The organism is Pseudomonas danubii, assembly GCF_042980055.1.
Classification (GTDB): Bacteria; Pseudomonadota; Gammaproteobacteria; order Pseudomonadales; family Pseudomonadaceae; genus Aquipseudomonas; species Aquipseudomonas danubii.
Genome location: NZ_CP116502.1, coordinates 5,791,811 through 5,815,431 on the forward strand (window position 1 = coordinate 5,791,811; position 23,621 = coordinate 5,815,431).

Sequence of the window (23,621 nt, forward strand, 5' to 3'; positions counted from 1 at the left end):
CACACAAGGAACAGGCCATGACAGTGCAGATAGGTTTTCTGTTGTTTCCAGAGGTTCAACAACTGGACCTGACCGGTCCCCACGACGTGCTGGCATCGCTGCCGGATGTACAGGTGCACCTGATCTGGAAGGAAACCGGGCCGGTGATCGCCAGCTCCGGCCTGGCACTGCAGGCCACCACGAACTTTGCCGACTGCCCGCCCCTGGATGTGCTCTGCATTCCCGGGGGCGCCGGTGTCGGGCCCTTGATGGAAGATCCCCAGACCCTGGCGTTCATCCGTCGGCAAGCGGCCCGGGCGCGGTATGTGACGTCGGTGTGCACCGGCTCCCTGGTGCTTGGCGCCGCCGGCCTGCTTCAGGGCAAGCGCGCCACCACCCACTGGGCCTACCACGAACTGCTGGCGCCCCTGGGGGCGATCCCGGTGCGCGAGCGGGTGGTGCGTGACGGCAACCTGCTGACCGGCGGCGGCATTACTGCCGGCATCGATTTCGCCCTGACCCTGGCCGCCGAACTGTTCGACGCCGCCACTGCGCAGCGGGTACAACTGCAACTGGAGTACGCCCCGGCGCCGCCGTTCGAGGCCGGCAGCCCGGACACCGCCCCGGCCAGCGTGGTGCAAGAGGCCCGCAGCCGGGCAGCGGACTCCCTGCACAAGCGCCGGGAGATCACCCTGCGGGCGGCTGCCCGACTGCAAACCGGCTGAGCCGCGCAACGCCTCCTCCCTTCAGGCGCGGCGTACCTGCCCATGGCGATCATTGCTCAGCAACTGAGCAATGGCGCCGTCACCATAAGTGCGTTCGACTTTGGAAATCACCACCTGATAACCGGCGTACCAGCGCCGGTACTGGCGCTTGGCTTCCAGGTGCCTGGGGTGACGGGCGAAGGCCTGGATCGAAGCCTCGTCCTCCCAGTAGTAACTGGCATTGATCAGCGCCTGATCCGCGCTGGTCCAGGATTGGGCGCCGACAAAGCCCGGCAAGCTGATGGCAATTTCGTCGATCAGCGCGCTGAGGCGGTGGAACTCCTCGTCCCGCTGGCCCGGCTTATAGATAAAGGCGGCGATGTACATGCTTGAACTCCGTTGAGGTGATAAGTCAGACCGGCCGGGCCAACAGTGCCAGGCGCAAGGCCAGCGCCAGCAACACCGCCGCCAGCAGCCAGGATTGCAGCCGGGCAAAACGTGCCGTCGTGCCGGAAAAGCTCCGTGCCAGGAGCGCGCCGAAGATCCCCAGGCTGGTGTGAAAGATTCCGCTGACCAGGGTCAGCAACAGTCCCAGGACAACCAGCTGCAAGGCGATGCTGCCGTGATCCGGCCTGACGAATTGCGGCAGGAACACCATGAAGAACAACAACGCCTTGGGGTTCAGCAGACTGTTGTACAGGGCGCGGACAAACACCGTGGACAGCGGCACCCGGACGGCATCGACGAGGTTCAAGGCGCCGTTACCCGCCAGGGCTTTCCAGGCCAGCCACAGCAGGTAGGCGACCCCGGCATAGCGGAGCAGGTCGAACGCCGGCGGCCAGCTGGCCACCACGGCGGTGACGCCTGTGGCCGTGAGCAGGGTCAGGCCGATATCCGCTGCACCGATCCCCAACCCCGATGCCACCCCACCGCGCCAGCCATAGGCTGCGCCGTGGCTGATGACAAAGGCCATGTTGGGTCCCGGCGACAGTAGCAACAGCAACACGGCGCCCAGGAAGATCGACAGAGTGGAAAGGTCCGGCATGTGCGCGCTCCTGCGCAAAAGCCGCTAGATTAGGCGCCCAATCTGATACAAACAAAAAAGTGTTCTAGATACACAAGGTGGCCAAGCATGCGCCGTACCCGCTACAAAACCATCGTCGATCACTTCGCCCAGCGCATCCGCGGCGGCCAGCTCTGCCCGGGCACCCAACTGCCCACGGTGCGGGCGCTGATGGCCAGCGAACAGGTGGCCCTGGCCACGGCGCTGCGGGTCTATCACGAGCTGGAAGCCATCGGCCTGGTGGTCGGCGAGCCCGGGCGCGGCACCTTTGTCCGCGACACCAGCCTGCCCCGGGGCATGGGCCTGGAACAGCACCCCGCCGGCGCCGCCTCGGTGGACTTGTCGTTCAACTACCCGTCCCTGCCCGGCCAGGCGGAAAGCCTGCGCGAGGGCCTGCGGGCGATTGCCGCCTCCGGCGACCTGGATGCCCTGCTGCATTCCGCGCCCCAGGGCGGCCGCCCCCATGAACGCCAGACCGCGGCGCGCCACCTGCGCAACCGCGAGATCCGCGTCGCCGCCGAGCAGGTGCTGATCGTCAACGGCGCCCAGCAGGGGCTGGCGGTGAGCCTGCTGGCGCTGCTCCAGCCCGGGGACATCCTGGCGGTGGACGCCCTGACCTACCCGGGCCTCAAGGCGCTGGCCCAGGTCCAGCGCCTGGACCTGGAACCACTGCCGCAACACAACGGCCAGATGGACCTCGACGCCCTGCAGGCCCTGTGCCGCCGGCGCCCGGTGCGGGCGCTGTACTGCATGCCGACCCTGCACAACCCGCTGGGCACGGTGATGCCCCTGGCCGAACGTCGACGCCTGGCGCAACTGGCCCGCGAGCATGACCTGCTGCTGATCGAGGACGGCGCCTACGCCTTCCTCGCCGAACCGGCTCCGCCGCCGCTGCAGACCCTGGCCCCGGAGCGCACGCTGTACATTTCCGGGCTGTCGAAAAGTGTCGCTTCGGGATTGCGCCTGGGGTTTATCGTCGCGCCGCCGGAGATGATCCCGGCCCTGGAGCGGGCCATTCGCGTGTCTACCTGGAGCACCCCGTCGCTGACCGTCACCCTGGGCTGTCGCTGGATCGAGTCGGGGCTGGTGGACAGCCTGGAAGAGCAGAAGCGCAACGATGCCCGCAGCCGCCAGCAACTGGCCAGGCGGGTACTCAAGGACTGCGATGTTCAGGCCTGGCCATCGTCGTATTTTCTCTGGCTGACATTGCCTGAAGGCTTGCGAGCCGAGGCCGTGGTGTCGGCCCTGGAGCATCAGGGGGTGACGGTGACTTCGGCAGAACCCTTCGCCACCACCGCTCACGTGCCCCAGGCTTTGCGGGTAGCCCTGGGCTCCATTGGCCTGCCGCTGCTGGAACAGGCCCTGGTAAAAGTCCGCAACGAAGTCACCCGCTGAGCGTGAGCGCTCCGGGTTGCGGCCAGTACATCACCCGCCGAACTCAACCACTGTTCGTAGGAGCCGGCTTGCCGGCGAAAGCGACCTGAACAGCCCCTTCGCCGGCAAGCCGGCTACAGGGTTTATCGAGGACTGCGGTACTGGAAAATGCAGACGAAAAAAAACCCGCCGAAGCGGGTTTTTTCCAAGACCATCATGACTTCCTGTCTGCAGCATCCGTGCTAATGGTCGATCTTCCTTGATCCTGAGCGCTTCCTGCGCTGCAGTTGTGGGAAAGAAGATTAAACACAAAGCCCGGTGCGCAGAAGGCGCATTGAATTACAGCGCGTGTAGGAAATTCGCTATAGCTCACTTACGCAAACCCCTAGCTCAATACGCCAGTGCCTGAACGGCCAAAGCCGCGACTTTGAGCTGGTGGCGGGCTCCGGCCTGGTGGTCATCCTGGAGGAACCAGGCGGCGGACAGGCCACTGAATGCCAGCACCCATTGCACCAGGCGTCGAGGATCGAGCTGCGCCGCCGCGGCGATCACCTGCACCTGCCGGGCAAAGCGCAGTGGATCGGTGGCGCTGGGCAAGTCCGGATTGCAGATCAGGTTGGCAAAGTCGAAGGTACGCTCGCCGTATACGCGCTTTGGGTCAATCACCCGCCAGCCGCGCTCGCCGAAGTCCAGCACATTGTCGTGGTGCACATCGCCGTGCAGTACCACGATGTCCCGAGGCGCGGCCAACAGTTGCTCGGCCATGGCCAGGCTGTTGAGCAACAAGCCACCCTGCTGTTGCGCTGCCTCGCGCAGATCCTTGAACCAATGATCCAGGGGCAGCAACGCCGGCCAGGGTTGCGCACGTGGCGCATGCAGGCGCGCCAGCGTGGCGCAGACAATGTGGCTGACGGCGTCGTGCTCGCCCGCCAGGGCCATGCGCATCAATGAACGCGAGCCCAGCGCGCGCTCCATCAACAGCGCCTCATCCTCCTGGGCATAAACCTGCGCCGCGCCCTCCCCGGCCCACCAGGCCATCAGGCGGTTACCGCCCTGCTCGTCCTCATCCAGGGCGAGTTTCAGCATGGCTGGCGCGCCGTCTTCCAGGCGTACGGGCAGCAAACGGCTGCCCAAGGTGATGATGGCCTCGCCATCGGGCAGCAGACGCCAACGTTCGAGATAGGTTGCGAACAAAAGAACAGCTCCAAGCGGTAAGCGGCAAGTTTCAAACACCACGACTCGATCCGCAATGTGCCGCTTGCCGCAAACGACTTCAGCGCAGCTGCAAGTAATTTTCTATGTTGCTCATCTGCTCGTCCCAACCACGGCTGTTCATGCGAAAGGCCTTGAGCCGACGCTCGCTGGGAATACCATCGAAGCCCGATTCGACCACCCGCAGCAAGGTGCCGCCGCCATGGGGTTCCAGTTCGAACTGCACCAGGGTGGTGGGCTCCGCCGAGTAGTCATGGACCGGGTCAACGGGGTAGGGATGCCAGCGAAAGGAAAACAGCTCTTCGGGCAGCATCTGCTCCACCTGCACATCCCAGGTCAGGTGTTCATAACCTGGGTAAGTGACCGCCCCCCGGGTGCGTTGGCCGGGAGCGAAATGCTGGCCCTGCAGGGCCACGCCGAACCAACGACCGAAGGTCTCGGCTTCACTCAGTGCCGCCCATACCTGCGCCGGGCTGGCATGCAGCAGGATCTTGCGTTCGATGCGATCTGAAGAGTTCATGGATCACCTCCAGTGATGAGCACTAGCTCTGTACGGAAACTACCTGATCTTCGTTCGGCGGGTTTTCGTACAGACCTTAGACCTCTGTGAGTCCAGCGCAACCTTTATCTGGCCGAAGGCGCGACTGATCGTCCCCAACGAAAAATGCTACTGTCGCCGGCGCCACTGCACCTCTACTTTGCAAAGGATCTGCCATGCCCCTCTCCCTGATCGACCGCTACCGCGGCAGCCTGCTGGGCCTGGCCTGTGGCGACGCCGTCGGCACCAGCGTCGAATTCAAGCCCCGTGGCAGCTTCACGCCAGTCACCGATCTGCTGGGCGGCGGCCCCTTCAACCTCAAGGCCGGACAGTGGACCGACGACACCTCCATGGCCCTGTGCCTGGGGGAAAGCCTGTTGCGCAAGGACGGCTTCGACCCGGCCGACCAGATGGGCCGCTACCTCAATTGGTGGCAATGGGGCTATTTGAGCGCCACCGGCGAGTGCTTCGATATCGGCATGACCGTGCGCCAGGCCCTGAGCGACTTCCAGGAACACGGCCAGCCCTTCGCCGGCGCAACCGACCCGCAAACCGCCGGCAATGGTTCGTTGATGCGCCTGGCGCCCGTGGTGCTGTTTCACTACCCCGACCTGGCCCGGGTCCGTGAATTTGCCGGCGCCAGTTCCCGCACCACCCACGGCGCCGCCGAAGCCGTCGAATGCTGCCAGTTGTTCGCCGGGCTGATCGCCAAGGCCCTGGGTGGCGCCAGCAAGGTGGAACTGCAACAGCTCGATGATCAGGCTTTCAGCCAACCCAAGGTCACAGCCCTGGCCCAGGGCGGCTACCTGGAGAAAAGCCGCGAGCAGATTCGCGGCAGCGGCTACTGCGTCGACTCCCTGGAGGCCGCGCTGTGGTGCTTCCAGCACACGGACAGCTACGCCGCAGCGGTGCTCGCCGCCACTAACCTGGGGGACGACGCCGACACCACTGCCGCCATCGTCGGTCAGCTGGCCGGAGCCTTTTATGGGGTACAGGGGATACCGCCGCACTGGCTGGCCCGGCTGCACATGGGCGATGAAATCCAGGCCATGGCCGACGACCTGCTACAAGCCTCGCAACGCCACGCATCTGCCCGACCACTCAACGGCAGCTGCCTGTGCCAGGGCGTGCAATATCAGGTGCAGCGCCTGGACATGCCCATCGGCCACTGCCATTGCCAGACCTGCCGCAAAGCCCATGCCGCGGCCTTTGCCTCCACCGCCGGAGTCATGCGCGAACACTTTCGCTGGACCCGGGGCCAGGAGCTGCTGAGGGCATTCGAGTCCTCGCCGGGCAAGCTGCGGCACTTCTGCTCGGTCTGCGGCTCTCACTTGCTGGCGGAGCGGCCGGGCCAGCCCCACGTGATCCTGCGGGTGGCGACCCTGGACGATGATCCGGGGCAGACGCCACAGGTGCATATCTGGACCTCCCACGATGTGCCCTGGCTGGCCGACGAAGCGCTGGAGCGCTGGCCCGAGTGGCAACCCAGCCGCGGCTAGACTGTTTTTTCTCATTGACCGATTGCGAGACTTTCCATGCGTCCGATCCTGCTTCTGGCCCTTGCGCCGCTGCTGCTGGCTCCATTGGCCCAGGCCTATGACTGCAACAGCAGCACCCAGACCGATATGACCCTGTGCGCCAACGCCCTGAACAAGGCCGCGGACAAGGAGCTGAATACCCTTTACCAACAGATCAACCAGCGCCTGAAAGACCAGCCACACAGCAAAAAGCTGCTGGTCAGCGCCCAACGCGCCTGGCTGGCGTTCCGCGATGCCGAGTGCCGTTTTTCCACCTCGGGGGTGGAAGGTGGCAGCCTGTATCCGGTGGCCTACAGCAACTGCATCACGGCCTTGACCAAGACTCGGGTGGAAAGCTTCAAGCAATACCTGAAGTGCGAGGAAGGGGATTTGAGCTGCCCGGTACCCAGGCAGTAGGTGCGGGCTTACCCGCAAAGCATCGGTGAGGACGCCCCACAGCGTGCGGGCCTGTTCGCCGGCCAGCCGGCTCCTACCACAGGAGCCGGCGGCGGGAGGCGCAGTCAGCGGATGAAGATCTGCGCGGTGGTGATGGCCATGTCGCCCCCGGGCAAGGTGATCTTGCCGATCTGCTGCATGCTCTGCACATCGAAGATCGCTACGTCGTTGAAGGTCCCCGACAGGTAGATCTTGGTCCCCGCCCGGTTGAACGAGATGCAGTAGTAGGAGTGTTCCAGGGTTGCGGCCTGGAGCAGCTTCTTCTGCTTGATGTCGTACTTGGCCAGGCGGTTGAGCACGCCGAACATCAGGTTCGGGTCCTTGGGCGAACGCATGCCGCTGAAGTAGATTTCGGTCAGGGGGCCGAAGTCGGTGGTCTCGGTCTTGCCGGTCGCAAGGTCGACGCTGAACAGTCCGTACAGCGGCTCGGCGGTGGCCGGGTCCTGCTGCTTGTCCTTGAACTTCGCGGCGGTGTAGAGCAGCGAGAAGTCATGCCGGTAGGTTTGCTGGTTCCACACGTAGAGCACGTCCGGAGCGCTGTAGTTGGGACGTTGCCAATGGCGGCTGGGGATCAGCACCTCGAACTTGCCGGTCTTGACGTCAACCTTGTACAGGTCCGGCCCGGCCACATACAGGGTGCCGTCATCGCCGCTCTGCATGATGGTCAGCTGGCGCGGCGCGGGGAAGCTGCGCACCGGCTTGGCATTGAGCCCGGCGTCGGTGGCGTAGACATCCAGCCGCGGCTCCTTGACCTCGTAGCGGTCATTGAGCAGCAAGGTCGGGTTGGCCACGGTGTACAGCTCCTTGCCGTCGTGGCTGACGGTGAAGGCGAACATCGAGCGCGCCTTCTCCCCCGGGTGCTGGGTGATGCTGGCGTGGAACACCTGCTTGCAGCTGTCGAGCTCGACGCCGTAGACATCCGCGTAGTGGTTGTTCAACACGTAGGCGATCTTGCGGTCCGGCGACAGTTGCACGGTGCCGGGGCCGAAGGCGTCGGGCATCTTGCAGGTCTTGTACAGGCTGTCGCTGGCCAGATCGATGACGTGCAGGTTGTTCGGGTAATTGGTGGTCACCATGTATTCGTGGCCACTGTTGAGCGCCAGGCTCTCATCGGCCAGGGCGCTGAAAGAACAGGCGCCGAGAACCGCGAGTGCGACCAGGCCGCAGGCTTTGATGCTGTGCATGCTGGAATCCTTCTTCTTGTTCATCACTTGTCTTTGGGGAAGACAGTGCCGAGGTTGCGCCAGTTGTCGTTGGAGGCCTGGGCGTCCTTGTTCCAGTCGGGGTAGGTGCTCATCATGTCGGGCACCTGGGCCGGCCACCAGCACGGGTCGGAGCAACCATAGAGGTCGGCCTCCATCGGCTGGCACAACGACGAGACGCCACCAAAGGCGTCGATTTCCCAGCCCGGGTCGGTGGTGGAAGCGCAACCGGCCACGGAGTTCATCGCCAGCACGTCTTCGATCCGGTCCTGGGCCGCAGCCTCGGTCAGTTTCTGAGCTTTGTTATTGATTGGCTTGAGATGTTTCATGTCAGTGGGCCTTGCGCGGAGTGATGTAACTGCTGATGAACGCAGGGTTGTGCGCCATGATCCGGCTGTAGACTTCGATGCCGAAATCCACCCAGTCACGCATCAGTTCGCAATAGTGATACGTCGGGTGCGCCGGGTCGCCGTAGCGGGCGTAGCTCTCGTGGTAGCAGCCACCGGAACACAGGTTGCGGATGCGGCAGCTGTCGCAACCGGTGTGGGTCCGGTCCAGGCGCTGGGACAGAAAGTCGTTGAGTTCCACCTGCTTGACCCCGCCGTCATGCACGTTGCCGAAGGTCGGCAAGGATGAGCCGGTGAAGCGGTGGCACAGGTTCAATTCGCCCTTGTGGTCCACCGCCAGCATCTTCAGCCCGGCGCCGCAGGGCAGCGCCTTCTTGTGGCCTTCGTGGATATCGGTGATCAGCTGGTGCAGGTTGGAGAAACCGATATTGCGGTGCTCCAGCGCCGCCTCCAGGTAACGCCGCCCCAGGCGCTTCATGCTGGCGAAGACTTCGATCAACTCCTCGCTGCTGAGGTTGAAGCTGCTGATGTCGCCCGAGGTCACCGGGGCGAATCCCACCTCGGCAAACCCCAGCTCGTTGAACAAGTGGTCCCAGATGGTCTCAAGGTCGGTGACCCCGGTGGTCAGGGTCACCCGCGCCCCCACCGGGCGGCTGTTGTAGCGTTCCAGGAGCATCTGCGCCTTGCGCCGCACCACGTCATAGGTGCCCTGCCCGCCCACGGTGATGCGGTTGCGATCGTGCACGGTCTTGGGCCCGTCGATGCTCACCGACAGCCCGAAACGGTGGGCGTTGAGGTAGTCCACCACCTCTTCGGTGAGCAAGGTGGCGTTAGTGGTCATGACGAACTCGACGAACTTGCCGGCCGCGCTAAAACGCTGTTCGCAGTAGTCCACCATGGCCTCGATCAGCGGCCGGTTGCTCAGGGGCTCGCCGCCGAAGAACACCACGGTGTAGCGTTCCTCGTCGGGGGATTCCTGAAGCAGCATCTCCACCGAGGCGATGGCCGTATCCAGGCCCATCTTCTTGCCCGCCGAGGGCTTGTCCAGGTCTTCTTTGTAGCAGTAGGTGCAGCTCAGGTTGCAGCCAGTGTTGACGTTGAGCACCACGGTATTGATCGCCGTGCGCTCGACCCGCTTGACGCCGATTTCCGGGGTCAGGGGCGAGCCGTCGCTGACCAGCTCCAGGGCGATCAGCTCACGCAGGGTGTCGCTGATATCCAAGCCGTCGTAAGCGCCAGCCAGCTGTTGGATCAAGTCTTCCGGGGTACAGCCGGGCCCGCGCAGGGCATCGATGATGCTGCAGGTCAAGGCATCGCTGGCGAACAGCGAACTGCTGGGGATATGGAACAGCATGCGGTCGGCGTCCACCTGCACTTCATGCAGGTTGCGCTCCACCAGATTCAGAATTGCGCCCATTACAACCTCCTGTGCAAGCCCCGCTTTCGGGGCCTGCGGTCATTGCCTGAAAGTGTCTGTCGGTAGCGTTCGACGGCCCTCAGGGAATGGGTGGATTGTTCCAGCGTTGCACGGTGACGATCAGTTGGCCCTCGCCGGTCAGGGCCTTGCCGGCGTCATCCACGGCGGCGATCACCTTAAGGTTGCCGGCGTTGTTGGTGGACATCTTGCGCTGCGGGTTGGGTCCCGCATCGCCGGGGGTGAACACCCCGCTGTCGGCCTGCATGCTGCCGGCGTACTTGACGTCTTCGTCCTTGGCCGCCTGCTCGTCGAAGGCCTCGACCTTCCATTGCGCCGGCATCACGCCGATGCGATAGGCCTTGCCGTCGGCGCCCTGGCCCCAGGCCTCGGCATCGAAACGCCCCTGGACCTTGGGCGTCGAACCGCCGCCGTCACCCACTCGCGCCACGGCGAACGCCGGCACCACCTTGACCTCGGCGATGCGGTTGTACACCGCCAGCGTGGCGCCCTTGAGGCTGCCGACACTGACTTCGCGCAGCCCCGGCTGGGCGCTGGCTGCCGCCTTGAGCTTGAGGCGAATGCGCTCCGGACTCTGCTCCAGCACCTGCACCACCTCGACGCCCTTGCCGAAGCTCGGAGTGCCCGCAAGACCGGCGCCCACCAGGGTCACTTCGGCCTCCTCGCCAGCCTTGAGGTAACCCGGCTGCACCGCCAGCAGCCGGCTGCTGCCCTGCTTGGCGGCGATGAAGTCCAGGCCGCGCTCGTCGTGCTCGGCCTCGAACATCCGCCCTTGCAGGGTGTTGCCCTGGGCCGCCAGCACCTGGCGCATGACCACGCCGTCGACCGTGACGTTGCCGCGCCACTCATAACCGCTGTAGAGGATCGCGCTGCCCTGGCCATTGAACGGGCTGCCATCGGCGTACTGGCCCTTGACGCTGACCTTGAACTGATCGCCTGCCCCGGCGCTGACGCTCATCACCCCAGCCAGTTCGCCCTTGCCCGGCAGGTGGCCGCTGAAGCTCCAGTCGCCGGCCAGTGCCGCCGCTTGCGGGCGGGCCTGTTGCCAGGCCTTCCAGGCCGGGTTGTCGAGGGGGTAACGCTGGGCCAGCAAGGGCACCATTTCCTTGAGGGCGGTGGGCAACCACTCGCGGTCCCGGGACAGGGCCTGGTACTCCAGGGACGGCCACTGGCCGAGGTGGAAGTTCACCAGGCGCTCCCATTCCTGGGCCGGACGCCGTTGCAGGGCGATGCGCGCGCCAGAGTGACAACGGGCGCACATCTGGGTGGTCTGCTCGTCGAAGTGCTCGACGGTGTTCAGGCGCCGCTCCAGGGCGTAGCGCACGCCGTCGGTCTCGCTGGGGGCCAGGCCCTGGGTATCGGCGAGGTACTTGACCAGGGTGCGGCGGTCGTCATCGCTGATTTGCAGCCCGTGCATGACCTGCATGCGGGCAATGCTCATCAGCCAGCCTTCCGGGGTCTTGCGCTGATGGCTGATACGGCTCAGGGCGCCCCCGGCCTCAGGGGTGTGGCAGCCCTTGCAGGTTTCCTTGAGGATGCTCTGCGCATCCCGGGCGGCGAAACTCGAAGGGGCATGCAAGGCGCTACAGGTGGCAATGGCCAGCAGGCTGGCGCTCAGCCTCAGGCGGAGTTTTCTCTTCATCAGGGTCGAACCTCCCACGGTGCTTTCTTATTTTTAGCGAGTCGTTTTTTTGGTTTCTGCCATGTCCGGCGATACCGGCCATGGAGGCAAGAGAAACGTCTGAAGCTATGCAATACACGGAGCGTGCCAGCTTACAAACCAGCGCCCGATCAATGACTTAGACAGATGCCCGGGGCGCCATCGGGCTGCTGGGTGTTACTCGACGTACAATTTCGCGACAAACGTCTCAGTCTGAGACAGGGTTTAGCGCTGTACCTGTGGTTTTCTTTGCAATTGGATCTTGCATTTATCCGGCGCCACCGCAGAATCTCCCGCGCTTTGCCCGCCCCGTGTTTCGGGGCGCTCTGCACTACCCCTCATTTACAAGGAACCTGAAGTTCATGGATAGAAGCGCCTGTGCCCGTCTCGGCTCGCTGATCCTCTCGTTGTCTGCTCTGACCCTGGTCGGATGCAAGGAAGACTCCAGTCCCAAAACCACCACCATCGCGCCGGCCCCGGCTCCGGCGGCCATGGTCATGCCGATCTGCGCCAATGGCGAATGCGCCGTACTGGACCAGAACGGTGCGGTACTGGTCAGCGCCGACAATGACTACGACGCCGTGGTCGCCATGCCCCTGGAAAAGAGCTTCCTGTTCGCCAAGGACGGCACCTGGAACCTGGCCAGCGCCGATGGCAAGCAAATCATCAAGGCCGACTTTACCGATGACCTGCGTCTGCTGACCCCCGGCCTCTTCGGCTTCGGCCAGGACGGCAAGCTGGGGATCATCGACCAGGCCGGCCAGCAGATTCAGCCGCCGCGCTTCGACGATCTGTACGTGGGCGGCAACGACGATTTCATCGTCTACGAGATCGGTGGCAAGCGCGGCATTCTCAGCGCCACCGGCCAGGTGATCACCGAAGCCGTGTTCGACAGCAGCATGGTCCGCGACGATTTCGCCAAGCGCGGCTGGTGGATGATCGCCGAGCGTGGCAGCGACAAGTGGGCGCTGAACCTCAAGACCGGCGAGCAGAAAAAGATCGACTTCGACAGCATCGACTACTTTGCCAACCAGCATCTGGTGGTCAGCACCGAACAGGGCAAGGCCCTGGCCGATTCCAAGGCCCAGTTGATCAGCGCCGCCACCTACAACTGGATGGGCGAGCCGGGTGACGGCCTGGTGGCCTTCCGCGAACAATACGACAGCCCCTGCGGCTACATGGACTTCCAGGGCAAGACCGTGATCCAGGCCCAGTTCGGCACCTGCCAGGTGTTCGGCAAACAGGGCGCGCTGGTCACCGCCAAGAACGCCGACGGCAGCTCCGGCAAGGCCGGGATGATCGATCGCCAGGGCCAGTGGAAGGTACAACCGGTCTATGACTCGGCAGACCCGGCCGGCTTCAGCCCCCTGGGGATGTTCAAGCAGGTGTCGGGGCTGAATCAGGTCGCGGTGCTGCAGAACGTGTTCAGCGCCACCTTCGGCATCTTCGATGTGGACAAGGGCGTCGAGCTGTTCAAGCCCACCTACGCCCAGATCGGTGCGATCAACGCCGACCTGTTCGTCTTCAGCACCGCCAACAGCCCGACCAAGCAGGCCACCCTGTTCGGCCAGGCCACCCAAGTGCGCACCGTGGGCCTGATGGACGCCAGCGGCAAGGTGCTGGTGGAGCCGGGCCAGTACGTCGACATCCACCTGGATGCCAGCGGCCACTACCTGCTGGCCACCGACGACACCTCGCCCCTGGCCACCTCGGCCCTGTATGACCTCAAGGGCAAGCGCCTGATCGCCAGCAAGTGGCAGGAACTGGTGGTGGACCAAGCCCGCGGCGCGATCTTCGGCTATGCCGTGGAAGGCCTGGGCGACGACCAGACCCGCAGCCTCAAGGCCCTGTATCGCCTGGACGGCACCCCGAGCTTCCAGGTCAGCCAGGTAGAATGCGGCGCCGAGCAGGTGCGTGACGGCCAGGACAAGGTGCTGTGGCCGGCCAACCCACAGGAGCACTGCCCGCAACCGGACGAAGAAGAAGACCAGGGCGAAGGCGACAACGCTCAGGGCTGAGGCCACCGGTCACGGTTGGGATCAAGCCTGCTAGGATGCGGGCTTGATCGATTCAGCCAACCGGCCCGGATGGGGCCCGACAGGAACTGTCCCATGCTCAACGCTCTGCTTTTCGACCTCGATGGCACCCTGACCGACACTGACGCCCTGCACCTGCTGGCCCTGCAACAGTTGTTGTGGGAAGAAGACCGCCGGGTGTTCACCGAGCAAGAGTTCGCCGCCCACGTCAGTGGCCAGGCCAACGCCAACATGTGCCGCTACCTGTTCCCCGAGCGCAGCGTGGCGGAACATGAAGCCTTCGCCGAACGCAAGGAAGTGCGTTTTCGTCAATTGTCCCCCCAACTCAAACCCATGCCCGGCCTGCTGCGCCTGCTGGACTTTGCCGCCGAGCACGGCATTGGCGTGTGTGTGGTGACCAACGCCCCGCGGGCCAACGCCGAGCACATGCTCAAGGTGCTGGGCCTTGAGGAGCGTTTCCAGACGGTCCTGGTGGCCGAGGAACTGCCCCGGGCCAAGCCCGATCCCCTGCCCTACCTCAGCGGCCTGGAATGCCTGCAAGCCAGGGCCGAGCATTCCCTGGCCTTCGAGGACTCGGTCCCCGGGCTGACCGCCGCGGTCAAGGCTGGCATCTGCACCTTCGGCCTGGCCACCAGCCAGCAACCACAGACCCTGCTGGATGCCGGCGCCCATCGGGTGATCCAGGACTTCGACGACCCGCAACTGTGGGCCGAGATTCATCGCCGCCTCAACCTGGCCTGAAGGACGGGCCGCCACGAAGCCGGGCGCCCATAAAGGCACTGAGCATGGATCAGGTCTTGAAAGGAATGTCGCTGGAGCGTGCAGCGGGACGGTTGGCGCAGGCCAATCAGAGCGGAAACAACAGGTGAGGAGCGATAGCTGGGAAGCAAACAGGTGGGAAACGAGAAGCAGGAAAAAGCAGGAAGAAAAAAGTGCTCGCCCATCACTTCGGCAGTGGCACCTAAGCCGAAGTACCCCCTTTGGCTGGGCGAGCAGGGAGGAATATACGCAGGTGCTGGGGACGGTCCTATCGGACAGATCCTAAAACGCCGTGCGATCTGGACAAATGACTTTAGGCTTTTTCCTCAGCACGACCTTTTTTCACAGGACTTTCACCTCGCCTCCCTTAGATTGATGGCTACTCCTGAACGAATCCCATTTGGCCCGCCTCTATAAGCGGGCTTTTTTTTGTCCGGGCATCCAGCGGCCGGCACAACAGGGTGCCGGCCACGGACCCGAGCCGCTCAGCGAGTCGCGGGCTCCAGGACGGATTCCGAGGCTGGGGTGAACCTCAGCACTCGTTCCGGATAAAACCGCGCCGCGGCATTGATCACCGCCTGCACCGAAGCGGTGACGGTGTTGGCATGGCACCCGGCGCCAAAGCGGGAACCGGCAACCCCTGGCCACGCCGCTTCAACAATGGCCAGCGCCTGGGCATCGGCCCCTGCTGCCAGGTTGCGCTCTTCAAAACTGTCGATGCGCAGCGGCAAGCCCAGGGCGGCCGAGGTCGCGGCGACAGGTCCGTTGCCCACTCCACGCAAGCACAGCGCCGGGTTTCCGGGGATGGCGATCCGCAACTCAATGCCCTGCCCCTCGGGGGCCTCGAACAATCGGTGACCGAGATACTGCAGGCCGGCCGTTGCCTCTGTGCAAGCCAGATAGGTGCGCTGGAACACCTCCCATAAAGCGTCACTGCTCAACTCGGCATCACTGGCATCGGCCAGCTTCTGCACGATGGCGCTGAACTCGATCTGCATGCGCCGAGGCATGACGATGCCGTGGTCGCGCTGCAGCAGGAAGGCGATTCCACCTTTGCCGGACTGGCTGTTGACGCGCACGATGCTGTCGTAGGTCCGCCCCAGGTCCTGCGGATCGATGGGCAGGTAGGGCACCTCCCAGAAACCGTCGGCCGCCTGGGCGGCAAAGCCCTTGGCGATGGCGTCCTGGTGCGAGCCGGAAAAGGCGGTGAACACCAGATCGCCGACATAGGGATGGCGCGGGTGGATCGGCAGCGCCGTGCACGCCTCGGCAACCCGGGCCACCGCAGCGATATCGGAAAAATCCAGCCCGGGGCTGATGCCCTGGGTATAGAGATTCAGGGCCAGGGTCACCAGATCCAGGTTGCCACTGCGCTCGCCATTGCCGAACAGGCAACCCTCGACCCGCTGGGCCCCGGCCAGCAGCGCCTGCTCGGCGCAGGCCACGCCGGTGCCCCGATCGTTGTGCGGGTGCACCGACAACGTCACCTGATCACGGCGCTCCAGGCGCTTGTGCATCCATTCGATCTGGTCGGCAAAGACGTTGGCGGTCGCCACCTCGACGGTGGTCGGCAAGTTGATGATGATCGGGCGCCCGGGGCCGGCGTCCCAGGTGCGGATCGCGGTGTTGCACATGCGCAGCGACACCTCAAGCTCCGCCATGCAGAAGGTTTCGGGGGAGTACTGCAACACCCATTCGGTTTCCGGCTGCTGGTCGGTCAACTCGCGCAACAGCCTTACATGGCGCTCCACCAGGGCCTCGACCTCGTCCACCGAAAGCCCGAACACCACCCGCCGCAAAACGGGGGCGATGGCGTTGTACAGGTGGACGATGACCCGGCGCGCGCCCTGCACACTGCGTACGGTTTCGCGGATCAGGTCCTCGCGCAGTTGGGTCATCACCATGGGCGTGACGTCGGCGGGAATCCGTTGCTGTTCCACAAGCTCACGAACCACCTCGAAATCGGTACGCGAAGCGGCGGGGAATCCCACTTCGATTTCCTTGAAGCCCAGGCGCACCAGCTCCTCGAACAGGCGCAACTTGCGCTCGCGGTTCATCGGCTCGAACAGCGCCTGGTTGCCATCGCGCAGGTCGGTGGACAGCCAGATCGGAGCCTGGGTGATGGTGCGTGACGGCCACTGGCGCGAGTCCAGGTCCACAGGGGCAAGGGCACGATATTTGGTATGGGGATGGGTGAGCATACTGACCTCGAAAGAAGCATGGAGAAAGAAGCATGGAGAAGGCGATGGATCTCCCCCGCTTTCAGCATGGAAAGCGCTTCGAGGCCGGAGTCTGGGGGAGATCAGCCTGGGTGCCAGCTTCCTGGCAGCACCGGCAGACCCCGGCCGTAAGGCAGGGGTAGGGCTAGTAGCAGGGTCAGGAAGCGGGGATTCATGGGCGGTGGCAACCGTCTGGAAGAAAGGAGTGACTGGCAGTCTAGGGGGCTGCTATCTGAATGTACTGCGCTAAACAGCCTTTTATTGTCGCGAAATGGACATTTGAATTTATGATGGTCGCCCCATGATCCCTTCCGCTCCGGAGGCGCTGCGCTGCATGTCCGATCTGCTGGTTGTCTCGTCCATCGATAGCCTGGCGCTGCCGGTCACCAGCATCGCCGTGGATTACCCCAACGGCCATGCAATACCGGCCCACAGTCACCCTCGCTCACAACTGGCCTATGCCATCGAAGGCGTGCTGGTGATCGACACCGAATCCGGACGCTGGGTGGTACCGCCCAGTCGCGGGGTGTGGCTGCAGGCAGGCGTCGAACACCGGGTGCGGATGCGCGGCGCAGTGCGCATGCGCAGCCTGTTCATCAACGCTGATGCCATAGATGGCCTGCCCGAGCATGACTGCGTGATCGAGGTCTCGCCTTTGTTGCGCGAGCTGATCCTGGCCGCCGCCCAGGTCGGCACCCAATATGCGCCGGACAGCCGCGACGGCCGCCTGATGCGCCTGATCCTCGATGAGATGCGCTCGCTGCCGGTGCTGCCGTTCAGCCTGCCCTGGCCCCATGAGCCGCGGATGCTGCGGGTGTGCCAGGCGCTGGCGGACGACCCGGCGGACAATCGCACCGCCGAGCAATGGAGCGACTGCCTGGCCATGAGCGCCAAGACCTTCCATCGCCAGTTCCAGCGCCACACCGGCATCACCTTTGGCCGCTGGCGCCAGCAGGCGCGCCTGCTGATGTCCCTGGAATGCCTGGCCGAGGGCATGCCGGTGGTGCAAGTGGCGCTGCAACACGGCTACGACAGCCAGAGCGCCTTCGCCGCCGCCTTCAAGCGCCAGTTCGGCACACCACCGTCGGAGTTCTACCGCTGAAGGCTCAGGCCCGGCGCAGCAGCAGGCCGGCCACCACGCACAACAGCATGGCCAGCCCCGCCAGCAGGAAGGCATCGCTGTAGGCCAGCAGCAAGGCGTCGCGGTGCAGCACCTTGTCCATCAGGCCCAGGGCTTGCTGACGCAACGGCGCCAGCGCCGCCGAGTGCAGGGCCCTGGCGGACTCCACCGGCGCCTGGGCCAGCAGCCGCACCAGCTCCAGCAAACGCTCCTGGGTGGCCTGGGCAAACAGGTTGATGGATTCGCCAATGCGCTGGGCATGGAGCTTCTCGCGCTCCACCACGATCTGGCTGGACAGCGCGATACCAATCGCCCCACCCACGTTGCGCACCATGGAGAACAGCCCGGAGGCCGAGCCCACCTGGTCCTTTTCCAGCCCCTGGATCGCCATCACCCCCAGCGCCACCACCACCAGCGACTGGCCGATACCGCGCACCACCAGCGACGGCACGATGACGTTGACCGAGGCATCGGGGTTGAGGTGGATGTTCATCAGGCAGCCGATGCCGGTGATGGCGAAGCCGGCAATGATGATGGTACGGGCGCTGGTCCAGCGCATCAGGCGCGGAGTGGCGAACGACATGACGAACTGGATCAGGCCATAGGGAATCATCATCAAACCGATCTGCCGGGCGTTGTAGCCGTGGATCTGGGCAAAGTAGTTGGGCACCAGGAACACCACGCCGAACACCACCGCACCGAAGGTGAATTGCATCAGGCTGGCGATGCCGAAGTTGTAGCGGCCCAAGAGGCGCAGGTTGATCAGCGGCTGCTCGCGGCGCAGTTCGATGGCCACGAAAGCCAGCAGGCCGACCGTGGCCAGGACCGCGCAATTGAGGATGAAGCCCGAGGCGAACCAGTCATGGCGGCCGCCCTCCTCCAGCATGATCTGCAACGCCGAGAGGCCCACGGCCATGCTGGCGATCCCGCCCCAGTCGCCCTGGCGCAACGTTGCCAGGACCATGGGCTGGGGCCGCACCGACCAGCCGATGGCCGCCAGCAGCAACAGCCCCGGCGGCACTTGCAGGTAGAAGATCCAGCGCCACGAATAGGCATCGGTGAGCCAGCCGCCCAGGGACGGCCCCGCCGCCTGGGCCACGTTGTTGGCCACGGCGAACAGGGCCATGCCCATGGGGTGCCGGGCCGCCGGCAGCTCGGTGACGATCAGCTGGAACGACAAGGGAATCAGCACCCCGCCAAAGGCCCCTTGCAGCACCCGGGCGAAGATCAGGCTGTGGATAGTCGGTGCCAGGGAGCAGGCAATCGAGAACAGCACGAAACCGGCGGTGCCCACCATCAGCACCCGGCGCATGGAAAACACCGAGACCAGCCAGCCGGTCATGGGAATGATGATGATCTCCGCCACCAGGTAGGCGGTGGTGATCCACGAGCCCTCCTCGAAGGTGGCGCCCAGGGAACCGCGTACGTCCGGCAATGAAGCGTTGGTCACGTGCACGTTCATCCCGGCCATGAAGCAGCCCACCACGCTGCCCAGCACCGCCACCCAGGTGCGCAGGGAAATCGCCTGCGCGCCAGCCTCGCCCGCGGTGTCCTGTACCGCCTGGGCACTAGTCATGACGGGTATCCACGCTCACCACCACCGACATTCCGGGGCGCAGTTCCGCCTGTCGCGCCTGCCCCGGATCAAGACGAATGCGCACCGGCATGCGCTGCACGATCTTGGTGAAGTTGCCGGTGGCGTTGTCCGCCGGCAGCAGGGCGAATTCGGCGCCGGAGGCCGGGGCAAAACTCTCCACCCGGCCCAGCAGCACGTGGCCGCCCAAGGCATCGACCTCGACCCGCGCCGGCTGCCCAGGGCGCATGCCGTCAACCTGGGTTTCCTTGTAGTTGGCCACCACATAGGCGTCCTCAGGCACCACCGCCAAGAGCGGCGCGCCGACTTCGACGTACTGCCCCAGACGCAGGCGGCGCTGGCCGGCGATACCGTCCACCGGGCTGCGGATCAAGGTGCGCGCCAGATCGATACGGGCCAGCTGCCGCAGGGCACTGACCCGGGCCACGCCCGCTTCGAGCTTGTCCAGTTGCGCCCGGGCGCTTTGCTGCTCGGTATCGAGCACCTGCACCTGCTGGCGCCGCGCCGCCAGCGTAGCCCGGGCCGCACCCAGCGCGGCATCGGCCTGACGCGCCAAGGCCGCGGCGTTTTCCAGTTGCTGCACGCTGCTGACCTGCTGGCTGGCCAGGTGCTGCTGGCGCCGCCCTTCCTGGCCGGCCCGTTGCGCCTCGGCCTCGGCAGCGCCGACCCGGGCCTGGGCCTCGGCGATCAGGCTCTGTTGCTGTTGCTGACGGGCTGCCAGATTGGCCAGCCGCGCCTGCCCGGCACGCTGTTCGGCCAGGGCCTCGCGCAGCGCCGCCTCGGCCTGTTCGACCCGGGCCCGATAGTCGCTGTCATCGATCCGCGCCAGCAGGTCGCCGGCCTTGAGCGGCTGGTTGTCCTGGACCTCGACCGTCGCCAGGTAACCGGCCACCCGGGGCGCAATGGTGACGATGTCCGCCCGCAGGTAAGCGTCGTCGGTCTCCACCAGGAAACGCCCGCTGAACCACCAGTTCAGGCACCAGGCGAGGATCAGCAACAACACCAGCGCCAACCCGGCATAACCGAGCAAGCGACGGCGGGTGACGGCTTGCGCCGGGGAAACGGGAACAGGATTGTGGGTCATGGCACAGGCTCGTCGGAAGTTCGCAGGAAAAGGTTGGCCGCCGCCCGGTTCGGCGGCGGCAGGACAATCGGCGGCGCGCTGCGCCAGCCACCGCCCAGGGCCTTGAACACCAGCACCTGGGTATCGATCACCGCCGCATCGGCCTGCGCCGCCGCGGCCCGGGTGCGCACGGCGCTGCGCTGGGCGTCGAGGTAATCCAGGGCGCTGGAAGCACCGGCCGCGCGGGCCAGCCCGGCCAGGTGCAAGGCCTGGTGGTCGCGCTCGGCCGCCAGGTGCAGGGCATCCTGGCGCTGCAACGCGGCCTGGTAGTCGCTCAAGGCTTGCTGCTGTTCCTTCAAGGCCGCCAGGATGCTGCGGTCAAAATCCGCCAGTGCCGCGCTTTCCCGGGCGTCGGCCTGGGCGATGCGCGCGCGGGCGGCATTGAGGTTGGGCAAGCTCCAGGACAGCAGCGGCCCCAATTGCCAGACCGAAGCGTCGCGCTCGTCGAAACCCGAGGGCTGGTGCGCCGACGTGTAGACCCCAGCCCCCAGGCTGACCCGCGGATAGAGATCGGCCCGAGCCACGCCGATGCGCGCCGTGGCCGCCGCCAGCCGACGCTCGGCCTGACTCACATCGGGACGCCGGCGCAGCATGGCCAAGGCATCGCTTTGAGGCATGGGCGAACCCAGGCGCGGGGCCTGGTGACAAGCCTTGGCCGCCGCCGGTGCATCGCCCGGGGGACGCCCCAGCAGTACCGCCAGTTCCGCCAGGGCCCGCTGCCGCCCGGCCTGCAACGGCGGCAGGCTGGCCTGCACTTGACCCACCAGGCCCTCGGCGCGCACCACATCCAGGGTCACCGCGGCGCCGGCCTGATGCAGCTGGGCGCTCAGGGCCCGGCCCTGCTCCACCAGCGCCAGGGACTCGCCGGCCACCTGCAGGCGCTGGCCGTAGCTGCAAGCCTGCAACCAGGCGCGGGTGGTTTCCGCGGCCACCACCACCCGCAGGCCATCTTCGGCGGCACGCGCCGCCTCGGCATCGGCCCGGGCAGCATCCGCCAGACCGTGCAAACGGCCGAACAAGTCAGCCTCCCACTGCACATCCAGGCCAACCCCATAGCGGCTGCCGGTGCGAATCCGCTCGCTGTCCTGCAAGGCGGCTTCCAGCTGGTCATCCGCGGTACTGCCGTAGCCGGCCCGGGCCGTCACCTGGGTGGCGGGCTGACGCAGGGTATCGGTCTCGCGCAGCAGCGCCCGGGCCTGCAGCAGGTTGGCCGCGGCCATCCGCAGATCGCGGTTCTGGCTCAGGGCCTCCTGCACTGCGGCGTTCAGATCCGGGTCACGGTAGAGCTGCCACCACTGGTCGAGCCCCTGCTCGGCGTGCATCTCCAGACGGCTCACAGGCAGGGGCACGGTGCTGCCGGGCGGCTGGTCCGGCCCCAGGGTGCAGCCGGCCAACAGGGCGCACAGGGCCCATGCAGGCCTTGGGTAAATGGGCATGGGAAGTACTCACGGATTCAAAGCGGCTACTGTAGAAACCCTCACTGGCGACCGTCTAACGAGAACCTCCTTTCAATTATCGCGAAATGGTCAACTTTCACTCTGAGCCGCTTCGCTCCAGGCTTGCGGTCATGGGCCCAGACCGACGAACCGGTGCGTCTCTTGAATCTCACCGGGCTGTCGCAGTTTGCGAAAAGCCACCGCCGCGCCAGCCTCGGCAGCGCGCCCAAGCCCCCGCAATCCCGAGGCCACGCCGCCACGACGGAACTGGCATAGCCATTGCGAAAGACCCTGCCTCACCTACAACAAGAGGCTTCGCCATGGCTATTGCCCCACTGCTCGCCGCTACCACGGCGTTTATCCAGCGCGCCCCGCGCATGTTGATCGGCGCCCACTGGGTCGAGGCCGCCGATGGCCAGACCATGCCCCTGCGCAACCCCGCCACCGGCGAACAGCTGTGCCTGGTGCCCCGGGCCACGGTGGATGATGTCGATCGCGCAGTGCTGGCAGCGCGCCAGGCTTTCGACGACTCGCCCTGGACCCGCACCCGCCCCCGGGAGCGGCAGAACCTGCTGTGGAAACTCGCCGACCTGATGCAGCGCGACGCCGAACTGCTGGCCCAGCTGGAATGCCTGAACAATGGCAAGAGCGCGGCTGTGGCCCAGGCCATGGACGTGCAATTGTCCATCGACTTCTTGCGCTACATGGCCGGCTGGGCGACCAAGATCGAAGGCACCAGCGTCGAGGTCTCGCTGCCGCTGATGCCCGACGATCAGTTCCACAGTTTCATCCGTCGCGAAGCGCTGGGCGTGGTCGGCGCCATCGTCGCCTGGAACTTCCCCTTGCTGCTGGCCTGCTGGAAACTCGGCCCGGCCCTGGCCACCGGTTGCACCCTGGTGCTCAAGCCGGCGGATGAAACCCCGCTCAGTGCGTTGAAACTGGCAGAACTGGTACAGGAAGCCGGCTACCCCGACGGCGTGTTCAACGTGGTCACCGGCACCGGCATCACCGCCGGCAGCGCCCTGACCCGCAACCCTCTGGTGGACAAACTGACCTTCACCGGCTCCACCGCCGTGGGCAAGGAGATCGGCAAGATCGCCATGGACTCCATGACCCGGGTCACCCTGGAGCTGGGGGGCAAATCGCCGACCATCGTCATGGCCGACGCCGACCTGGGCAGTGCCGCCGCCGGGGCCGCCAGCGCGATCTTCTTCAACCAGGGCCAGGTGTGCTGCGCCGGTTCGCGGCTGTATGTGCAGCGCAAGCACTTCGACAACGTGGTGGCCGACATTGCCGGCATCGCCAATGCCATGAAGCTGGGCAACGGCCTGGACGCCAGCGTCGAGATGGGCCCGCTGATTTCCGCGCGCCAGCAGGAACGGGTCTACCGCTACATCGAGATGGGCCGGGACAGCGGCGCCACCATTGCCTGTGGCGGCGAGCAGTTCGGCCCGGGGTATTTCGTCAAGCCGACGGTGATCGTCGATGTCGACCAGAAGCACTCGCTGGTCCAGGAAGAAATCTTCGGCCCGGTACTGGTGGCGATTCCCTTCGACGACGAGGCCGACGCCCTGCGCATGGCCAACGACAGCCCCTATGGCCTGGGCGCAAGCATCTGGTCCAACGATCTGGCAGCGGTGCACCGGATGATTCCGAAGATCAAGTCCGGCTCGGTGTGGGTCAACTGCCACAGCGCCCTGGACCCGGCACTGCCGTTTGGCGGCTACAAGATGTCCGGGCTCGGCCGGGAAATGGGCCACGCGGCCATCGAGCACTACACCGAACTGAAATCGGTGCTGATCAAGCTCTGATCCACGGCCAGCACAGCCTCCCCCCTCCGGACGTTC

General features: G+C 65.3%; 20 protein-coding genes and 1 pseudogene. 9 read left to right on the forward strand and 12 right to left on the reverse strand.

Annotation, left to right across the window (positions count from 1 at the left end):
* The first annotated feature begins 17 nt into the window (after positions 1 to 17).
* Complete coding sequence (gene inhA / locus PFZ56_RS25920; protein WP_170003224.1) at positions 18 to 704, forward strand: isonitrile hydratase; 687 nt, start codon at positions 18 to 20, stop codon at positions 702 to 704.
* Positions 705 to 725: 21 nt separating this feature from the next.
* Here inhA and PFZ56_RS25925 read toward each other — a convergent pair whose 3' ends face one another.
* Both PFZ56_RS25925 and PFZ56_RS25930 read right to left on the reverse strand, forming a co-directional pair.
* Positions 726 to 1,070: an antibiotic biosynthesis monooxygenase gene (locus PFZ56_RS25925; protein ID WP_102861775.1), complete on the reverse strand. Its 345-nt coding sequence runs from the start codon at positions 1,068 to 1,070 to the stop codon at positions 726 to 728.
* Between the two features lie 25 nt (positions 1,071 to 1,095).
* A complete protein-coding gene (locus PFZ56_RS25930; RefSeq protein WP_170003222.1) occupies positions 1,096 to 1,728 on the reverse strand; it encodes a LysE family translocator in 633 nt (210 codons plus the stop codon).
* A gap of 87 nt (positions 1,729 to 1,815) precedes the next feature.
* Between PFZ56_RS25930 and PFZ56_RS25935 the strand changes: the two genes are divergently transcribed.
* Positions 1,816 to 3,141, forward strand: a complete 1,326-nt coding sequence (locus tag PFZ56_RS25935; RefSeq protein ID WP_170003220.1) for a PLP-dependent aminotransferase family protein — start codon at positions 1,816 to 1,818, stop codon at positions 3,139 to 3,141.
* A 369-nt stretch (positions 3,142 to 3,510) separates the two neighbouring features.
* On the opposite strand, the gene PFZ56_RS25940 is transcribed toward PFZ56_RS25935, so the two are convergent.
* On the reverse strand, positions 3,511 to 4,314 hold the full coding sequence (locus PFZ56_RS25940) for an aminoglycoside phosphotransferase family protein (protein ID WP_170003218.1): 804 nt from the start codon (positions 4,312 to 4,314) through the stop codon (positions 3,511 to 3,513).
* A gap of 79 nt (positions 4,315 to 4,393) precedes the next feature.
* Entirely contained in the window at positions 4,394 to 4,852 is a 459-nt protein-coding gene (locus tag PFZ56_RS25945) for an SRPBCC family protein (RefSeq protein WP_170003216.1), read from the reverse strand.
* A 194-nt stretch (positions 4,853 to 5,046) separates the two neighbouring features.
* Between PFZ56_RS25945 and PFZ56_RS25950 the strand changes: the two are divergent.
* The 3 genes and pseudogenes from PFZ56_RS25950 to PFZ56_RS25960 all read left to right on the forward strand — a co-directional run.
* A pseudogene (locus PFZ56_RS25950) lies at positions 5,047 to 5,949 on the forward strand (ADP-ribosylglycohydrolase family protein); the annotation flags it as partial.
* A 60-nt stretch (positions 5,950 to 6,009) separates the two neighbouring features.
* The gene (locus PFZ56_RS25955; protein ID WP_253085647.1) at positions 6,010 to 6,369 is read left to right on the forward strand and encodes a GFA family protein; all 360 of its coding nucleotides are present in this window, start codon (positions 6,010 to 6,012) and stop codon (positions 6,367 to 6,369) included.
* 36 nt (positions 6,370 to 6,405) lie between these two features.
* On the forward strand, positions 6,406 to 6,804 hold the full coding sequence (locus PFZ56_RS25960; RefSeq protein ID WP_102880118.1) for a lysozyme inhibitor LprI family protein: 399 nt from the start codon (positions 6,406 to 6,408) through the stop codon (positions 6,802 to 6,804).
* Between the two features lie 104 nt (positions 6,805 to 6,908).
* Here PFZ56_RS25960 and peaD read toward each other — a convergent pair whose 3' ends face one another.
* The 4 genes from peaD to peaA form a co-directional block, all read right to left on the reverse strand.
* Positions 6,909 to 8,027, reverse strand: coding sequence for a quinohemoprotein amine dehydrogenase subunit beta (gene peaD / locus PFZ56_RS25965; RefSeq protein ID WP_123393845.1), 1,119 nt, complete (start codon positions 8,025 to 8,027; stop codon positions 6,909 to 6,911).
* Positions 8,028 to 8,050: 23 nt separating this feature from the next.
* Positions 8,051 to 8,374, reverse strand: a complete 324-nt coding sequence (qhpC, locus tag PFZ56_RS25970) for a quinohemoprotein amine dehydrogenase subunit gamma (protein WP_102861784.1) — start codon at positions 8,372 to 8,374, stop codon at positions 8,051 to 8,053.
* A 1-nt stretch (position 8,375) separates the two neighbouring features.
* The gene (gene peaB, locus PFZ56_RS25975; protein WP_170003214.1) at positions 8,376 to 9,809 is read right to left on the reverse strand and encodes a quinohemoprotein amine dehydrogenase maturation protein; all 1,434 of its coding nucleotides are present in this window, start codon (positions 9,807 to 9,809) and stop codon (positions 8,376 to 8,378) included.
* 79 nt (positions 9,810 to 9,888) lie between these two features.
* Positions 9,889 to 11,469, reverse strand: a complete 1,581-nt coding sequence (gene peaA, locus PFZ56_RS25980; protein ID WP_170003211.1) for a quinohemoprotein amine dehydrogenase subunit alpha — start codon at positions 11,467 to 11,469, stop codon at positions 9,889 to 9,891.
* 380 nt (positions 11,470 to 11,849) lie between these two features.
* On the opposite strand from peaA, the gene PFZ56_RS25985 reads away from it, so the two are divergent.
* Together PFZ56_RS25985 and PFZ56_RS25990 are read left to right on the forward strand one after the other, a co-directional pair.
* A complete protein-coding gene (locus tag PFZ56_RS25985) occupies positions 11,850 to 13,505 on the forward strand; it encodes a WG repeat-containing protein (RefSeq protein WP_170003209.1) in 1,656 nt (551 codons plus the stop codon).
* Positions 13,506 to 13,598: 93 nt separating this feature from the next.
* Entirely contained in the window at positions 13,599 to 14,264 is a 666-nt protein-coding gene (locus PFZ56_RS25990; protein ID WP_170003207.1) for an HAD family phosphatase, read from the forward strand.
* A 503-nt stretch (positions 14,265 to 14,767) separates the two neighbouring features.
* Here the strand turns inward: PFZ56_RS25990 and PFZ56_RS25995 are convergent.
* On the reverse strand, positions 14,768 to 16,483 hold the full coding sequence (locus PFZ56_RS25995; protein WP_170003205.1) for a 2-isopropylmalate synthase: 1,716 nt from the start codon (positions 16,481 to 16,483) through the stop codon (positions 14,768 to 14,770).
* A 352-nt stretch (positions 16,484 to 16,835) separates the two neighbouring features.
* On the opposite strand from PFZ56_RS25995, the gene PFZ56_RS26000 reads away from it, so the two are divergent.
* Entirely contained in the window at positions 16,836 to 17,603 is a 768-nt protein-coding gene (locus PFZ56_RS26000; RefSeq protein ID WP_102861806.1) for a helix-turn-helix transcriptional regulator, read from the forward strand.
* A gap of 4 nt (positions 17,604 to 17,607) precedes the next feature.
* Here the strand turns inward: PFZ56_RS26000 and PFZ56_RS26005 are convergent, their stop codons facing one another.
* Genes PFZ56_RS26005 through PFZ56_RS26015 form a run of 3 tightly spaced genes read right to left on the reverse strand, consistent with a single transcriptional unit; the run spans position 17,608 to position 21,774 of the window.
* Entirely contained in the window at positions 17,608 to 19,197 is a 1,590-nt protein-coding gene (locus PFZ56_RS26005) for a DHA2 family efflux MFS transporter permease subunit (protein ID WP_170003203.1), read from the reverse strand.
* On the reverse strand, positions 19,190 to 20,299 hold the full coding sequence (locus PFZ56_RS26010; RefSeq protein WP_170003201.1) for an HlyD family secretion protein: 1,110 nt from the start codon (positions 20,297 to 20,299) through the stop codon (positions 19,190 to 19,192). Before PFZ56_RS26010 ends, PFZ56_RS26005 begins: the two co-directional genes overlap by 8 nt.
* Positions 20,296 to 21,774 carry an efflux transporter outer membrane subunit gene (locus tag PFZ56_RS26015; RefSeq protein ID WP_394304513.1) on the reverse strand — a complete coding sequence of 493 codons (1,479 nt, stop codon included), beginning with the start codon at positions 21,772 to 21,774 and terminating at the stop codon, positions 20,296 to 20,298. The genes PFZ56_RS26010 and PFZ56_RS26015 overlap by 4 nt, the downstream gene beginning before the upstream one ends.
* Positions 21,775 to 22,094: 320 nt before the next feature.
* Between PFZ56_RS26015 and PFZ56_RS26020 the strand changes: the two genes are divergently transcribed.
* Positions 22,095 to 23,585, forward strand: coding sequence for an aldehyde dehydrogenase (locus PFZ56_RS26020; RefSeq protein ID WP_110653477.1), 1,491 nt, complete (start codon positions 22,095 to 22,097; stop codon positions 23,583 to 23,585).
* Positions 23,586 to 23,621: the final 36 nt, after the last annotated feature.

Excerpts from the sequence above, each read along its gene's own strand:
- inhA (WP_170003224.1), top strand. The coding sequence starts at position 18 with ATGACAGTGCAGATAGGTTTTCTGTTGTTTCCAGAGGTTCAACAACTG.
- PFZ56_RS25925 (WP_102861775.1), bottom strand. The coding sequence starts at position 1,070 with ATGTACATCGCCGCCTTTATCTATAAGCCGGGCCAGCGGGACGAGGAG.
- PFZ56_RS25930 (WP_170003222.1), bottom strand. The coding sequence starts at position 1,728 with ATGCCGGACCTTTCCACTCTGTCGATCTTCCTGGGCGCCGTGTTGCTG.
- PFZ56_RS25935 (WP_170003220.1), top strand. The coding sequence starts at position 1,816 with ATGCGCCGTACCCGCTACAAAACCATCGTCGATCACTTCGCCCAGCGC.
- PFZ56_RS25945 (WP_170003216.1), bottom strand. The coding sequence starts at position 4,852 with ATGAACTCTTCAGATCGCATCGAACGCAAGATCCTGCTGCATGCCAGC.
- PFZ56_RS25960 (WP_102880118.1), top strand. The coding sequence starts at position 6,406 with ATGCGTCCGATCCTGCTTCTGGCCCTTGCGCCGCTGCTGCTGGCTCCA.
- peaD (WP_123393845.1), bottom strand. The coding sequence starts at position 8,027 with ATGCACAGCATCAAAGCCTGCGGCCTGGTCGCACTCGCGGTTCTCGGC.
- qhpC (WP_102861784.1), bottom strand. The coding sequence starts at position 8,374 with ATGAAACATCTCAAGCCAATCAATAACAAAGCTCAGAAACTGACCGAG.
- peaB (WP_170003214.1), bottom strand. The coding sequence starts at position 9,809 with ATGGGCGCAATTCTGAATCTGGTGGAGCGCAACCTGCATGAAGTGCAG.
- peaA (WP_170003211.1), bottom strand. The coding sequence starts at position 11,469 with ATGAAGAGAAAACTCCGCCTGAGGCTGAGCGCCAGCCTGCTGGCCATT.
- PFZ56_RS25985 (WP_170003209.1), top strand. The coding sequence starts at position 11,850 with ATGGATAGAAGCGCCTGTGCCCGTCTCGGCTCGCTGATCCTCTCGTTG.
- PFZ56_RS25990 (WP_170003207.1), top strand. The coding sequence starts at position 13,599 with ATGCTCAACGCTCTGCTTTTCGACCTCGATGGCACCCTGACCGACACT.
- PFZ56_RS25995 (WP_170003205.1), bottom strand. The coding sequence starts at position 16,483 with ATGCTCACCCATCCCCATACCAAATATCGTGCCCTTGCCCCTGTGGAC.
- PFZ56_RS26000 (WP_102861806.1), top strand. The coding sequence starts at position 16,836 with ATGTCCGATCTGCTGGTTGTCTCGTCCATCGATAGCCTGGCGCTGCCG.
- PFZ56_RS26005 (WP_170003203.1), bottom strand. The coding sequence starts at position 19,197 with ATGACTAGTGCCCAGGCGGTACAGGACACCGCGGGCGAGGCTGGCGCG.
- PFZ56_RS26010 (WP_170003201.1), bottom strand. The coding sequence starts at position 20,299 with ATGACCCACAATCCTGTTCCCGTTTCCCCGGCGCAAGCCGTCACCCGC.
- PFZ56_RS26015 (WP_394304513.1), bottom strand. The coding sequence starts at position 21,774 with ATGCCCATTTACCCAAGGCCTGCATGGGCCCTGTGCGCCCTGTTGGCC.
- PFZ56_RS26020 (WP_110653477.1), top strand. The coding sequence starts at position 22,095 with ATGGCTATTGCCCCACTGCTCGCCGCTACCACGGCGTTTATCCAGCGC.